At 36.5% G+C, this 15,224-nt stretch carries 11 protein-coding genes; 2 read left to right on the top strand and 9 right to left on the bottom strand.

The features are described from left to right. Positions 1–22: 22 nt before the first annotated feature. Genes ACZ5V8_RS04040 through ACZ5V8_RS04030 form a run of 3 tightly spaced genes read right to left on the bottom strand, consistent with a single transcriptional unit; the run spans position 23 to position 7,454 of the window. Entirely contained in the window at positions 23–1,222 is a 1,200-nt protein-coding gene (locus ACZ5V8_RS04040) for a PAS domain-containing sensor histidine kinase (RefSeq protein ID WP_464218448.1), read from the bottom strand. Positions 1,223–1,280: 58 nt separating this feature from the next. Next, complete coding sequence (locus tag ACZ5V8_RS04035) at positions 1,281–7,106, bottom strand: amino acid adenylation domain-containing protein (protein ID WP_464218447.1); 5,826 nt, start codon at positions 7,104–7,106, stop codon at positions 1,281–1,283. A gap of 33 nt (positions 7,107–7,139) precedes the next feature. Beyond that, entirely contained in the window at positions 7,140–7,454 is a 315-nt protein-coding gene (locus ACZ5V8_RS04030; RefSeq protein WP_464218446.1) for a PQ-loop domain-containing transporter, read from the bottom strand. Between the two features lie 269 nt (positions 7,455–7,723). Between ACZ5V8_RS04030 and ACZ5V8_RS04025 the strand changes: the two genes are divergently transcribed. Beyond that, complete coding sequence (locus ACZ5V8_RS04025; RefSeq protein WP_440615184.1) at positions 7,724–7,903, top strand: hypothetical protein; 180 nt, start codon at positions 7,724–7,726, stop codon at positions 7,901–7,903. Between the two features lie 73 nt (positions 7,904–7,976). Here ACZ5V8_RS04025 and ACZ5V8_RS04020 read toward each other — a convergent pair whose 3' ends face one another. Further along, positions 7,977–9,371 (bottom strand): response regulator, encoded by a 1,395-nt coding sequence (locus ACZ5V8_RS04020; RefSeq protein ID WP_464218445.1) that lies wholly within the window; start codon positions 9,369–9,371, stop codon positions 7,977–7,979. A gap of 298 nt (positions 9,372–9,669) precedes the next feature. Here ACZ5V8_RS04020 and ACZ5V8_RS04015 point away from each other — a divergent pair, with 298 nt between their 5' ends. Next, positions 9,670–10,956 carry a sensor histidine kinase gene (locus ACZ5V8_RS04015; protein ID WP_464218443.1) on the top strand — a complete coding sequence of 429 codons (1,287 nt, stop codon included), beginning with the start codon at positions 9,670–9,672 and terminating at the stop codon, positions 10,954–10,956. A 501-nt stretch (positions 10,957–11,457) separates the two neighbouring features. Here ACZ5V8_RS04015 and ACZ5V8_RS04010 read toward each other — a convergent pair. The 5 genes from ACZ5V8_RS04010 to ACZ5V8_RS03990 form a co-directional block, all read right to left on the bottom strand. Then, entirely contained in the window at positions 11,458–11,982 is a 525-nt protein-coding gene (locus tag ACZ5V8_RS04010; protein WP_464218442.1) for a hypothetical protein, read from the bottom strand. An 18-nt stretch (positions 11,983–12,000) separates the two neighbouring features. Continuing rightward, positions 12,001–12,957 (bottom strand): hypothetical protein, encoded by a 957-nt coding sequence (locus tag ACZ5V8_RS04005; protein ID WP_464218441.1) that lies wholly within the window; start codon positions 12,955–12,957, stop codon positions 12,001–12,003. Positions 12,958–12,992: 35 nt separating this feature from the next. After that, positions 12,993–14,015, bottom strand: coding sequence for a type IVB secretion system coupling complex protein DotM/IcmP (icmP, locus tag ACZ5V8_RS04000; RefSeq protein ID WP_464218440.1), 1,023 nt, complete (start codon positions 14,013–14,015; stop codon positions 12,993–12,995). A 39-nt stretch (positions 14,016–14,054) separates the two neighbouring features. Beyond that, positions 14,055–14,471: a hypothetical protein gene (locus ACZ5V8_RS03995; protein WP_464218439.1), complete on the bottom strand. Its 417-nt coding sequence runs from the start codon at positions 14,469–14,471 to the stop codon at positions 14,055–14,057. A gap of 96 nt (positions 14,472–14,567) precedes the next feature. Continuing rightward, the gene (locus tag ACZ5V8_RS03990) at positions 14,568–15,185 is read right to left on the bottom strand and encodes a DotI/IcmL/TraM family protein (RefSeq protein ID WP_464218438.1); all 618 of its coding nucleotides are present in this window, start codon (positions 15,183–15,185) and stop codon (positions 14,568–14,570) included. Positions 15,186–15,224: the final 39 nt, after the last annotated feature.

The following is a 15,224-nucleotide window of genomic DNA, read 5'->3' as shown; positions in this document are numbered from 1 at the left end:
TTGTGTCAAGCATTGTTATTTTCTAATCCTCATCTTTTGTCAGTTTAAACGGAATATCCACCCATATCTCAGTACCTTGATCAACCACACTGGTTATCCCATACGTGCCATTTAACTGATCTAGATTGCGCTTAACCATATTCAAGCCAAATCCAGTACCATGTACTTCACTTTTACGATGCCTTTCAGCGCGATAGCCCATCTTGAAAATATCATCTTTATCTTCTTTGGCAATACCAACACCTGTGTCAGCAACTTTAATTCTCAATAATATATTCTCTTTACTGCGTTCAATTATTTTCACAATGACCTCAATTTTACCCTCATGCGTATACTTAACTGAATTGGATAACAAGTTGCGTAGTATCTGCATAAGCTTGATGTAGTCACCATAAAATCGAGGAATTTTTCTCGGTGTGAAATGGTGATCAAGGACAATATTACGTTCTCCAATTGCAAGCATTGCAATATTTAATTCCTGCTCAACCATTTTTTCAATATCGATACCAATAGAACACACGCTTTGTCCTTTAGGTTCTTTGGTATAAAGATATAGCTGATCTGTCATTTGCGATACTGCATTGAGTCCCTCCAATACCAGACTTAAACTTCGATGAAATAACTCATCCTTAATCTTAGTGCTCAGCTTTTTTAACAAGGCGATATTCGATAAAGCACCTGTAATCGGCGTTCGTAAATCATGATGAAAATTATGCACAAAATCTTGAATCCACGCTTTTTGCGCCTCAAGCTCATTTTTTTGCTGTTCTAATAATCTTTCATTTTCTTTACGTTCAGTGATATCAACCGATACTCCAACTAAACCTATGACCTTTCCTTCGTTGTTTCTTATACAGCTCTTCCTTGCTAAATAAACACCAATACCTCCATCGCTTTTAGGATATTCTTCTTCAAACTCATCTTCTCTACATTCTTTTAAGACCATCAAATCATTCTTAACAATACTAGCGGCATATCCCTTAGTGAAATCTATTGTCTTGTCATCTCTTCCAATAATGTCAGATAAACCGTTTAGCCCCAAAGAATAAAGATTTTTTTGATTCATTCCCAGATAACAACAATTGCCATCTTTCCAATATATATGCGCATCCACATTATCTATAACTTGTCTTAACATTAAAACTTCTTCTTTCAATTCGGCATTTTCTTCTTCTAATTGATCAGCTCTACTTTTTATCTCATCACGTATTATCGAATTCATCTATTCACCTCATACAAAGTAGCTAATTTGACATAATGCTGATATTTAATGTACTCATCTAAACGCTTGCAATAATATACTCATCAGCACCAATGAGATAAGCCGCAATAGCAACCGCTCCTAGTACAAAGACAAGTGTCGGAATTTCTCTTTTTACTCGCTTTATCCAGTCGTATAATTTAAACCCAACCTTCGTGCTATTATGACTAAATTCAGCCTCATAGTTCGCCCAATTGTTATCAATCTTCTCCATCATATTCATATGATCTGCAGCAACCTTAATAATCTTTAAAGATTTTAGGTACTTACCGGCATTATTGTCTTTAATTTTATAGCCAAGTTGTTTTGTTGCTTTAAAAAGAATGGCTCTGGTATGTTTCAATTTCCCCGTCGGTTTACAATTTCCAATCTTTATATCATACGCTTTATTTGCCAATACTTTTTGTGCATAGTCTGGTTCAAGTTCAGCGACTTTCTGGTTAATAAACTCGTCGACAGTTTGCCCCCCTTTGTCAGGATTAAAGTGTGGGTGATATTGTAATACACGTCCATAAGGAATATGTGAATCTAAAATAATCAATCTTACATTAGTGCGCCCTTGTTGTTCAAGCCAATATGCCATCTCTAAAGCAATCAGTCCACCTAATGACCAACCAACCAAGGTTAGTTGATAGGCATTGTTGACAACCGAGTGTAATCTCAGATAACACAAATATTGCTGTGCGATTTCTGACAAGCTCTCAATTTTATTGTCATTTTCAAAGTTATAATTTTCAATGCCAACACAAAGATGTGCCGTAGAGAGTTTGTCGACTAATGTTTGATAGACCTCACAACCAGCAAAAGCAGGGTGAACAAAACAAAAGACATGTTGGCTGACTTTGGTTTGCGACAATATCTTAAGATGCTCTTTTGTAGTTGATGTACAGTCTCGCACAATATTAGCAATTGTTTTTAACCTATAAATATCTGCAACTTTTATCTCATTGTGCAAAATTTTCGACATTCTATAAGCAACAGTAATTGCTAACGCAGAATTGCCACCTAAGTTGAAAAAATCATCTTCGACACCGACTGCTTGAATATCTAATACACTTTGCCAAAGTTCACAGAGCACTTTTTCCGTATTTGATACGGGCTTGATATATTGCTGACTGACAAAATTCGGCTCTGGCAATGCACTTTGATCTATCTTACCATTGATTGTCAGCGGTATGCTATTTAACTCCATCAGTAATGATGGCACCATATAATCTGGTAAAAATTGTTTCAAATTATTTACAATATCGGCTTGGGTTAAAAGGCTATCTTGCTCTAAAACATAATACCCGACTAAAAATATTTCATTCGTTTTGTGTCGCTTTACCACAACACAGCCTTGATTAACACCATCAATTTTAGCCAGTTGATTCTCAACCTCACTTAACTCAAGTCTATGACCATGAATTTTAACTTGGAAATCTAGGCGTCCTAAAAATTGAATGTTACCGTTTGGTAAGTAACGACACATATCCCCAGTTTTATATAGAAGTCTGACCCTGCAATCAATAGCTTTTTTTTCACTACTAAAGGGATTATTAATAAATTTTTTTCGTGTAAGTTCTGGTTGATTCAAATAACCTCTTGCTAAGCACGCCCCTCCAATATATAACTCACCTATACTACCGATTGGTACCGGCTTTATATGGTGGTCTAAAATGTACATTTCTTCATTGTCTAACGGACTGCCAATTTTTACTGCATCACAATCATTAATCATTCGATTCATCGCACTCCAGATCACAGTTTCCGTAGGACCATACACATTATAAACTTGCCAGAAAGATGATCGTAATAACTGAAGAACCCTCATATTCGCAGACTCCCCCCCAACCAGACATATTTTATCTTTCAATTGGCTAGGATATCGTTGTGATAATTCATGTAGTACAACCGGCGTTTGTTGTACTAGATTAACACCAAGTAACTCATTCTCCTGCAAGGAATCTAACGACGATAGAACAACTTTACCTCCAGTCGTTAAGGGTAGTGCATATTCAAGACCAAATATATCAAACACATAGTTTGTCAGACTCAAAATATTATAAGTTTCAATTTCTTTAATTCTTGAGCCAAACCTTGTTATAAAAGCAATATAAGCATAATGTTCAATCATAACTCCCTTAGGCACACCGGTGGTACCTGAGGTGTAAATTACATAAGCAAGATTTTCTGGTTTACTATATGCTAATAAATTTTTGCTATCCCCTTGATAGCATTCATCTTGATCAACTAACACATAATGCAAACCCATCTCATTTTGGTTTAAAAGTGTCAACTTATTAAAGACTCTAGCCTGTGTAACTACTAACTGACTTTGTGTGTCTGTCAACATATATTTTATGCGTTGATGAGGCAAATTTGGGTCAATTGGGACATAAGCAGCTCCCGCCTTAAGCACCGCGAGAATAGAAACAATCATTTCGAATGAGCGCTCAAGAGATAATGCAATCAATGTATCAGGCATTAATTCGTCACCGGTCGCCAATAAAAAAGATTGTCTTATATGACGCGCTAGCTGGTTGCTTTTTATATTTAGTTCTTGATAAGTCAACTCCTCTTCCTCAAAAACAATCGCAATATTATTCGGGGTTCTCGCAACTTGATCCTCGAAAAGCTGATATATGGTTTTGTCTTTTGGAAAAGGTGCCTCTGTGCTATTCCAATCATAAACCACCTTCTGATAATCTTTAGCACTTAAAAGACTAATATCTAAAACTTTGTGATCAAGTGACTTTTCTAAGCCATCTAATAACACAGAGTAACTATCCAAAAGTGATTCAATAAAATACCGAGGATATCTGGCAGACTCAAACTCAACTCGACATAAAATCTGATCTTGCTTTAAATCTAGCTCAAAATAAAGCCCATGTTTGACATAGCCTGAATGTGAGTTATTTTGTGTTTGCCTATAGGGATAATGATATATTTCATTAGTTTCCAGATTGAACTGAACATCCGATAGCTGTAATACTTTGTCACGATCAATTGCCAGCAACTGATCATAAGGCAACGCCTGCTCGATCGATTCGATCACTTTCTTATGAGTATTGACAAGATGCTCTTTTAGCGTGTTCTTTTGGGTGAGGTTAACATCAATAATCACATTATTAATAAAGCATCCAACTACCGATTGACATTGCGGTACGTACATTCGCTCATCAACATTAGTAATCACTGCAAAATCTGATTGCTGAGATATCTTGGATAGCATTAGCGTAAACAAGCCATACAAGACTGAGTATTCACTAATCTTGAGTACATTGGCAACATGCTTGAGCTGATGCCTTACTTGCGTCCCCCAGTCACAACTTAACTGTTGCCCCTTAACATCCTCTGTCGTTTTTGAAAAACCCATATCAAGCGCTTGACATCTATCCAATTTTTGTTGCCAATACTTTATCTTTTGCTGCATATTCCGCTGATAATGGTCATTGAGCGACATTGACAATGCGGTGAAATCCACCATCGACTGTTTAACCAATGACCTTTTATCCTCTTGTAAACAAAGATACAAGTCAGGCAATATAATATTAATGAGCGATGTTGCATCCAAAAGTGCGTGAAAAAATGAAATAAATACATATTGCTTCGCGTCAACATCATCAAGTAGATAGAAGCGAATAAGCTTACCTTTTTCAATATCAAAGGGTGTCTGATCTATCTGCTTGCAAAATGACTCAAGTGTGTTTTTTTCATTCAGCTTAACATGCTGACACACGGCAGGCTGATCAAAATTTAAATGCCGATGTAACTTTCCTGCTTGCTTTTCTTCATAATAAGAACTATGTAGTAGTTCATACTTCGCCATCAGATAATCAACCGCAACTTTAAAGATCTTAAAACTAATACGTTCGACATACTCAATGGTGAAACTTTCGTTATAGATCAAAGGTGTGTTCGTTGCTAACACATGATTTAGAATACTTTTTTCAAAGTGGTGTAAATCATCTGATTGCATTTGAGTTTGTGACGGATGCTGCTTATATTGATCTTCAACATATTCTGAACACAGCAACTCCTTGATGGTTTTTCCCTTAATTAGATCTAAGGCATCAAAATGGCAACCGATCAATTGCTTCATTCGTACAACAACATCAATCGCCAAAATTGAATTACCGCCAAGCTGTAAAAAGTGATCTGTCACACCGACTTTATCGACATTCAAAACGCCTTGCCATATTTGGCAGACCTTATTTTCTCTCTCTGTTGATGGTGCAACATAGTCAGCAATATCGATACTGATCTTAGGTAATGCTTTTCTATCCAATTTACCATTTGCCGTTAGCGGAAAATGCTCAAGCTTGACAATAAAACTTGGCACCATATACTCAGGCAAAAAGCGTTTGAGGTGCTCGATTATCTGTGAATCACTCATATGACAAGCCTTATCTTGCGTATAATAGGCCAATAAAGTCTGATGCGCATTGCTCGCCACTTCAGGCTCTTTGACAATGACACAACATTGTCTAATGCCATTAACCTTAGATAAGACTTGCTCAATTTCACCCAACTCAATCCGAAAACCCCTTATCTTGACTTGCGAGTCGTTCCGCCCTAGATATTCAATCTCACCATCGGCTAACTCACGCACTAAATCACCTGTCTTGTACAGTCGATCATAGCCTAAGCTTTTTTCTATGCTGCTTACAAAAGGATTGCTCATAAAAGCCTTTTCGCTGAGGTGAGGTAAATTCAAATAGCCATAAGCAAGACCTATTCCTGATATGTATAACTCGCCGACATTTCCTTTATCACACAATCGTAATTGCTCATCTAATACATAGAGTTTTATATTATCAATGGCTTTGCCGATGGTGACTTTTTTGTCTTGCGCACAATCATGAAAACTAACATCAATCGATGCTTCAGTTGGTCCATATAAATTATGTAAACTAATAGCTAAAAGATGCTCAAAGACCTCATAAAATCGATCTTTGATAGAATCGCTTAAAGCCTCTCCACTACAGAATATTCTGCGCAATGCGTATTTTGAGAGCGTTTTATTTGCAAGCAAGTCTAAAAAAACGGATAGCATCGAAGGCACAAAATGTACGATAGTGACTTGTTCCTTAGTGATCATTTGATGAAGATAATCAACATCTTTATGGCCTTCGGGCTTTGCTATAACGGTTGTTGCACCGTACCAATTTGCCCACAAGAGTTCCCAAACAGACACATCAAAGCTATAAGGTGTCTTCTGCAACACCCTGTCGTTTGCACCAATCGGGTATTGCTTTTGCATCCATTGTATGCGGTTGACAACACCTTTGTGAGGCACCATCACACCTTTGGGATTACCCGTTGTTCCCGAGGTGTAGATAATATATGCAAGATCATCACCAGATAGGTCATTCTGAAGATTTTCGCTGCTATAGATTGCCGACTGGCTTAATTCATTCGCTTGAACCAAGCCATTATCATATCCCAATTGCTCTAGAGCTTGCGTATGCCATGTTTGTGTGAGCAACACCTTGGCGTTACTATCTTGCAGTATGTAGCGCACACGTTCATCTGGAAACGTGGGATCAATCGGAACATAGGCGCCACCTGCCTTCAATATTGCCAATATTGCAGTGACCATCTCAAATGACCGATCAAGATATAATGCTATTAACGTGCCTTTTTTAAAACTTTGACCAGCGCTATCTTCATAACATGCCCTGATTTTTCTTGCAAGTTGATTACTTCTACGATTAAGCACCTCATAACTCAAAGTCTCATCACCAAAAATCAAAGCAATTGCTTTTGGTGTTTTTTCTACTTGATGCTCAAATAATCGACTGATCACCCTGCTTTTTTCTACGACTAAATTGCTACTACGACTCTTCAGATTATTTACCAAAACGTTAACTTCCCTTAAAAAAATTGAACCTTACTATGACTTGTTATTCTTGGACGCGCATACACGATAGTATATGGCGGCAATCACAACCGTCACACACGCCACCATCCCTAGCATAAACCCTAATGCCAAAATCCAATCTTCGACTAGGAACCCATAAAGCACACAGACCAATTGAATCGCCAAAAATCCAACAAACGTCACGATGGATATATTCTCAGACGACTTGAGCTTGATGACTTTGATTGTCTGTGGCAAGAACAGTAATGCGTTAATAAATAAACTCAACGCAAACATCATTTTCACAATATAGGCATACATAATTTTTATCAGTCCTGCTGTTAGCATCCCTTGTTAACTTCACAAAAACGTTATGCCAAGCTGCGGGGGATAGGGGCAACAGGGACACTGCCCAGACTAACAACTTGGCTATTTGCATTGTCACTGGATATCAACTGAACTTATACGTTCTAAACGTATCAAAAAGCATGCGATTGATACAAAACGATGCTCAAACGAACTGTTAAGTTAATGCGGTTAACGCTAAAGTGACGATTCGGCATATAGGTGACTTTTACTGCTAGGTAAAATATAAACACATGGAGAGCAGAACAAAAATGTTAAAATCATTGACTGAATACATCAATCAAAAACGTAATTCACCACTAAAACATCTCAGCAAAAAAGAGACTCAAAATATTATCGATACTGACATGCCGGAATCAGTAAAAGTTGAGATATTGAAAAGAGCAGCCCAGTCAGATAATGATAGCATTGTGCACAAGCGTAAAAAATAGTAAAAATACGTAATTACTCAGAAAGTCTAGAAATGATCATAAAAACAGCTCAAATAGCTAGTTGCGAAAATAGTTAAATCAGCATGCTTTCAGGGACGAATTTCCGAATAACCTTATTGATATCAATAGCAAGCTCCGGTTTAATAAAAATCCAATCAATACCGCAAGTTTGATAGTTCAACTCATCCGCTTCAATAAGGTGACCGGTGTAACCATAGATAGGACAAGCAATATCGCCTTTTTGCCACTGTAGGTTTCGTATTTGCACCGCCAACTCAAAGCCATCCATTTCAGGCAAGCCGATATCAAGCACGATAATATCAAATACATTATTTTTTACAATATCCAACGCCTCTAGCGGTGTACTAGCACTCATGCATTGCCCTTTTTCTGCATCACCGATATAAGGGCAAATAGAAATCAATCGTTCAAAGCTAACCCTTGAGTTTTCATCATCTTCTACGTATAAGATGGTTAGATACTTCTCTTGGTCAACTTTCTCTTTGATCATCTGTGCAACAGACTCACGCCACGGCTTAAATACATTTTCATCAATGCTACTTATCAGGCTCTGCATAGTCAGTCTTTTTACCACTTTAGGCTCAGCCAAACTAGGATGTATCGCGCCTGAAGCTGTTTTTATGCCAAAGTAACATGTCGACGTATTCGCTGTTAGTGCTTGTATCTTTGCATCAATCATATTGGTAATAACAATTTGGTATTCTCCTTTGCCTAACGACTCAAGAACAGCACTATCTTCTAGAGCTTGTTTATGTGTCATAATGTCAAACTGAATATAGTAACTTGATTGCAAAGCAACCATCAGATCACTACCGATATCATCATATATAATGAGCGCCTTAAAAAAGAAATAGCTTGCAACATCATTTGCTTTTATCCTTTTGTAGACTCTATCCCAAAATGGTACATACTCCTTGCTTAATATCTGCGTGCTAATTGCTGCCAAGCTATCGGTGATTGCCTTAGCACCTTCAATCGCATCCATTTGTCCTAAAAAGCAATCTTCCTTCATCAGAAATTGACTATAACCTTTCAATGCATTAAGACATTCCTTCAGTTGCAAGGCTACTTTATTATTGCCTTCATTCATCTTAACCAAACAAATCAAACCAATCACTTGTCTATCACCATCAAATATCAGCATTTTATGTGACATTAATGCAATCTCTCCTAAGCGCCCACTAGGATCATAATAGCCCTCTAGCGCTGTTGTATGCTGTAACTTAGTTTGTGCCATAAACTGTAGATTGTCTTGCTCTATCTTACGATTGAAGTACAACTTAGTATCAGTAATCTTCTTACCTAACAAATCTGTTTTCTGGGCACCAATCAAATCAGCATAAGCATCGTTATAATCGACTATTTTTGCATCTTTATCAATGATATAGCAAGGATCATCAAATCCTCCCAACGCTACTTTTACCGAGGTTTTCATATTTTCTTTCATGGTATTATGTCCTTATATGTCTTGTGTGCAACGTGTATTAATTTGAATTGACATTCAACCGACATGTTAGCCCTAGATGCGCTGCATTGAATCCTATTTATTGAAACTTAATATCGCTAATTATCACATATATATACATATGATTAACTCATGATTCATCATATATCCAAACGTAATTTCAGTGGACGTTATGATATAGTTTGATGTCATTTACGCTATGTCTGTATATAGCGTTTGAATGCAAAACCTATTCTACTATAGACAAGATCAACATGATATTTGTTATAAGTTAGCTCTCATGCATAAGCACCATTTAAAATTCTGGTTTTTACCGAGTTTATTTACCTTATTTTTAGTGATTAACTTTACTTTAATCGTTATTTCATTTCTAAGTTATCGCACAACTCAGTATCATCGAACGGTTCACCTTATCACAGACTCTGCTGTTGCTTTGATTGATAGACTTGATCGATCTGAGCAACTTGATCAAAAACAACATCAGCTTTCAGATAATATTGCTGTTGATTTGTCTGCTTACCCACGTTACAGCAAGACGATCTATTTTGACCTTAATTCAATGAAGAATAATGGTGATGCCCCACTTCATAAAGCAATTCGTAAAAGCATTATGCTTAAACTATCAAAAGCTCATTTTTTAGCGCGGCATTTATCGATCTGTTATGATCATCATTTCTGTGCTAATTTCACCGTTAAAGCATCTGAAAAATTCTACTTATATCTGATGATTGCATTATTTGCAATGAGCCTCGTCATCATTATCCCTTGGTATTTTTTCTGCACACAGAAACTTATCGTACCTTTTTTGAGAATGAAAAAAATTGCAAGTGAACTTGACATTGATCCGCAGTTGATCACCTATAACAGTGCATTCAACTTCAAAAACATGGCGGAGATTATCGCCGTTGTAAGCAACAAACTCACCAAAATCAATGAGGAAAAGTTACAAATTTTTGCTGCCATTTCACATGATATTAAAACGCCTATTACCAAAGCCATACTTTACACTAGAAGCAATCTTCTACCCAAAGATCAACACGCATTACAGAAATACTTTGATGATATGGATTATCTGCTTAATCAAATACAGATTTTTGCCAAAAAAAGCTATTTTGAAGAGACATTCCACCAAGTCAATCTTAGCGACTTAATTGAGTCGATATGTCATGAGTATCAAGATGTAGGCTTTGATGTACAATGTATAACAACCGATACGAAACCTTGTATTCTAACACTTCAACGCAAAGCGTTTAAACGCGTCTTACAAAACCTTATTGATAACGCCCTGAAATACGCTGGAGATGCTCAGGTTAAACTGACTAACGCTCATGATAAAAAGATTTGCCTAGAAATTATCGATTCAGGGTCAGGAATAGCCGAGGATAAACTAGCACATATTTTTGAACCTTTTTATCGCATCGATTTAGCCAGAAATCATCGTATTCCAGGCTCAGGCTTGGGACTTGCCATTGTCAAAGAAATTATTACCAAGAACAATGCACATATTAACATTAAAAACCGCACAGATACGCATGGATTAATAGTGCGCATTTGTTGGCGACAATAACACGCCTTTTTCTATCTTCTTCTATCTTAAAGCATTGTGTGACGAAAATTAGCTCTGACCCCACTACCATGCTAACCCCACTATCATTACTAATAGCACTACCTTTAGAAGGATCAATCACCATCCATGGCAGCTTCGCATTGGATCCTCACGCCATCTTGCCTTACGGATGACAAGTCATAGGATGTCATTGCAAGCATGGATGCGTGGCAATCTATTTTATCATGGATGGTTGATTTAAGTTTGTTGCAAAGCCCATATTTAAAAACCACTTCTTAAGGTAGTGAAATTAATCGACGGTCTCATTGAGCAAGATGGCAATCTTTATGCCCATTAAAGTTTTGCACCCAATACCATGGATTAGATTTTTGCATGTTTGAGTGCAACGAGTTTGCAAAAATCCCATGGGATTGGCGTTAACAAAACTTATAGGGCGAGCTTTTTGGTGACTTTTTTGCGGGAAAAAAGTCACTGCCATCAGCCACGTCAGTGGCGGGCATATTAATGATCAGTAAAATGAGGTAAAAAGCGCGTTTTATCAAACAGTTTATTGGCTTGATCTAGGTACTTCTGGTAAAAAAGCCTAAAATAAAACGGATCACTAATATCTATACCAATGATATCCAACCAACGACCTTGACATGCTTTAAGCTCAGCATAAAAACTTTTTTTATCAATACTTGAGATATCATTGCCATATTGCAACCAATTCATAAAGTAATTTAATTTAAGTTGATTTACTTCTGGCAAATAAATAAAACAACCACTAGATGGTGAGTTTTTTGCAGAATAATCAATAAATATACTATTCAGACATGTTTGGCACAAAAAAGCTTGGGAATGATCACTTGTTGAAAAATCATAGTCCTTTGGAAAAAGCTGCAAAGTCAGTGGATATTGATTAGCATCACTTTGACATAAGGCGCATTTTTTGACGTCATATTCTGTGATCTCTTTATTAATCATCGTCAACCAAGTTTTATAGGCTTGATATTGACTGCGCTCAAATAACCATTTATGTTTCATAGTATAGCTTAAGGTGGTTTATTGTCTTAATTCATTTGGAAGAATATGTTCGTTTAATTGTCGCTGATACTTTTCGATATGATTTCTGCATTCATCTTGCTGCGATAGTAATTGATCAACCTCATCAATATTATTCTGATCAGTGTTAAGTATTTCATCTAGTAAAAACTCATAATTCTTGAGCTGATTATTACAATCCGCTATTTTTCTTTCAAGTTTGTCTTGTTGTGCTAACTTTATTGCAAGCATTGCATCTTGCTGAATTTGATGAATTTGATGAACTTGATGATTTTGCTGATTAATATATTGCCAAGCACGTAAATAATGTGTTTTTGTTGTTAAGATTTCACCACTACAAACTTTCTTAAAAACTGACTGAGCTTGTGCATCCGATATGTTATCTAGCAGAGTCTTATTAAAGACTTGTTGAAAATCGGTGGTAATATTATCAATGATCTGCCAATGCAATTTTTCAAAGTATATATTTATAACCGGAGACCCTTTCTTATTAATTTCATTTTTATAAGACAAATTTTGAGCTAAAACAACGTCTATACTCCCACCCAACTGATAATATTTACAGAAACTTTCAAACTTATCATCTGTCAATTCAGCGCCTTCGCCTTTGTAGCTTTGATCTGTTAATAGATTATATGTGCTTTTGTTATCCTTATTAATGGCGTCCATCATCAAAAGCCTAATCGGCGCATTGAATATCAACTCAATATCAATTGGATTGACATGACCATTATCACCCACCACATCACGAATAAAACTTTTTAAAGTTTGTATCGTATTAAATTTCTTATCTGGCATGCAGCTATTAAACTTCTCTAACAAAGCATTTGATAATTTACTATCGTTGTCGAGTTTATCCGTCAAAAGCCATGTAGCAATATGGCTCGATATCACATGATAACCACATTGCCCATCACCTGATACATCATACATCGTTAATTTATTGTTAATTTTCATTGTTCTTTCCTATATCTCTCAAGTTTAAAATTGTATTATTGTTGATCTTTTATTGTTTTTATCAACTGCTCAAAAAGTGGAGTCTCGACCTTAAATCCCACCGCATTTTCAGTTTGCCAATGACCAAAAGCGGCAGCCCCTTCTATAAAAGCGGCTTGTCTACCAACATTGTTCAAGGTATACCATAGGGTTCGATCCTTTGTTTTAAGCCATAAAAAGCTTGCTGTCGCGAGAATGCCTGTTGATCTGGCTTTCGCCAATAACCCACATAAAAGCGTGCGAACATAGGCATGCTTTTGGCATATTGCACTAACCTCTGGATGTTCTAATACCGATTCAGATAATGCGCTAAGCGCCTTATGATCAATAGTATTTGTCGATGCTTTCTCCAATAAGCACTGAGCTTTGGCATCTTTACCGGCAATTCTTAATGCAAATACTGTAAATAATATTTGCTCATTAATAGATAGATCGTCAAAAGCATTAAACTTTTGCCCTAGCTGCTTTACAAGCTGCTGTTCAAGCTTGTTCTCATCTAGTTGACTATCGTTACTATACAATCCATATTGTTTTATAAAATCACTACTACTTAATGCTGAAGCCCAAACACCTTCCTTAGGAGATGTTTGCTCTAAATGCTGATCTATCACCGGTGTAATATGCTTAAAATGACTCACCATTTTTTTAGCAAGTTTCGCCATATCATAATAGACATTAAATAATTTTTTAGGATGCAGTAACATCACAGCACAAATCAAAAAGCCAAGGATAATCGCAACCGGTAATCGCAGGAAAAGTCCTGCTTGATTGTTCAGAGACATTAACTCGCTAAAGGATATATGACCTGCATCAATATGCATTAATTGATTTTTGAGGGCACTTGCATTATGTGAGAAAAACCCAAAGACACTTAACTCAAAATGCATCATCTGGATATATGCCCGATTGATATAAGCGGCAAAAAAATAATATGCCACAAAACCCAAAAAGATAATGCTTCCAGCAATAAAAATATGCGTCAAACTATTGTCTTCAGACATACCTTGTTGTCTTGACATATTATTATCCTTTTTTGTTAGTTGATGATTGCTTTTTTGCTATTTATCACATCCATAACCTTTATCATTGTTCAGATAGTCTTGAATACTCATACTTGGTTTAGCACCTGCTGAATCAACTCTGTCGCCATGCTCAAGTAACAAGCTAGCTTTTTGCTGATACGCTTTATTCATATACGCGTAGGCATCATCTTCCGAGTATATCTTAGACAATCCCTGCAACCTTGATTCAAAACATTCTTCAATCCCGTTAAAGACTTCATTGGCAAGGAGCTTAATTTTAGTCTCACCTGTTATTCCTGCAGAGAAATCTTGCGTTTGCAAGCATGCAGCATAGCGATCAACCTGAGCTTGTCGCTCAGCATTTAGCTCGTTATACAGTGCATTAACTGCCACTATTTTAGGATTATCTAAGCTACCTAATTGCCCTATATTTAATTCTTTTGTTTTAGTCATTGATTATTGCCCCTAATACTGCATTACGTATCATAATAAGAGTTTATTGATCATAACCAAAATTTTGTTATGACCATTTTGACACAAAACTTTTGATTACTGCTTTGTCATTGCTAATACTTGAACGATTTCAAAACTACGCAGATCTCTTAGGTTAGGTTCAATACCTTTAATGGTTAACGTTAAAATATATTGTGTATCTTGTGTTTGATGATCTTTTTGAAAATTCAAATCAATTGGTACTTGCACCTTCCAACTTGGTTGCCCCTCCAAATACCCGGTTGCTACAATCATAGGTAGCCCTGTAACCACCGCTTTAGCGACTAATTTCTGTGATCGAATCTGTGTTAAAACCGTCTTAAAAGCATCGATATAACTCTGCCAACCCTCCTCACTAAATAAAGGGCGCATCGATTGCATTTGCACTTTGTAGTTTAAGAAGTCCAACTGATAAAGTTTTGGTGCATTGTTTGCCACCCATTGCACCAGATTGTCACTATTTAATTTTAATGTAGGTGTTGATTGCAACTGTACTACCTGACCATCTGCCATCACATAAACATATCGCAGTTCAGTACGATTATGACTAAACAATAATACACATAAAACAACAACATTAATCAGCAAACTGATGCTAAACAAATGTAAGATTTTTTGATAATGCTTGCGATAAAAACTGTTTTTCTCAATGACTTCTTGAAGGAGTTCTGACATATGAATTACCTCATTTATATAATCTATGTAATCATTCAA

Source organism: Cysteiniphilum sp. GTC20157 (assembly GCF_055396795.1).
Note: the sequence above shows the minus strand (reverse complement) of the source record. Positions and strands in the feature narration are given on the sequence as shown.

Excerpts from the sequence above, each read along its gene's own strand:
- ACZ5V8_RS04040 (WP_464218448.1), bottom strand. The coding sequence starts at position 1,222 with ATGAATTCGATAATACGTGATGAGATAAAAAGTAGAGCTGATCAATTA.
- ACZ5V8_RS04030 (WP_464218446.1), bottom strand. The coding sequence starts at position 7,454 with ATGCTAACAGCAGGACTGATAAAAATTATGTATGCCTATATTGTGAAA.
- ACZ5V8_RS04025 (WP_440615184.1), top strand. The coding sequence starts at position 7,724 with ATGTTAAAATCATTGACTGAATACATCAATCAAAAACGTAATTCACCA.
- ACZ5V8_RS04020 (WP_464218445.1), bottom strand. The coding sequence starts at position 9,371 with ATGAAAGAAAATATGAAAACCTCGGTAAAAGTAGCGTTGGGAGGATTT.
- ACZ5V8_RS04015 (WP_464218443.1), top strand. The coding sequence starts at position 9,670 with ATGCATAAGCACCATTTAAAATTCTGGTTTTTACCGAGTTTATTTACC.
- ACZ5V8_RS04010 (WP_464218442.1), bottom strand. The coding sequence starts at position 11,982 with ATGAAACATAAATGGTTATTTGAGCGCAGTCAATATCAAGCCTATAAA.
- ACZ5V8_RS04005 (WP_464218441.1), bottom strand. The coding sequence starts at position 12,957 with ATGAAAATTAACAATAAATTAACGATGTATGATGTATCAGGTGATGGG.
- icmP (WP_464218440.1), bottom strand. The coding sequence starts at position 14,015 with ATGTCAAGACAACAAGGTATGTCTGAAGACAATAGTTTGACGCATATT.
- ACZ5V8_RS03995 (WP_464218439.1), bottom strand. The coding sequence starts at position 14,471 with ATGACTAAAACAAAAGAATTAAATATAGGGCAATTAGGTAGCTTAGAT.
- ACZ5V8_RS03990 (WP_464218438.1), bottom strand. The coding sequence starts at position 15,185 with ATGTCAGAACTCCTTCAAGAAGTCATTGAGAAAAACAGTTTTTATCGC.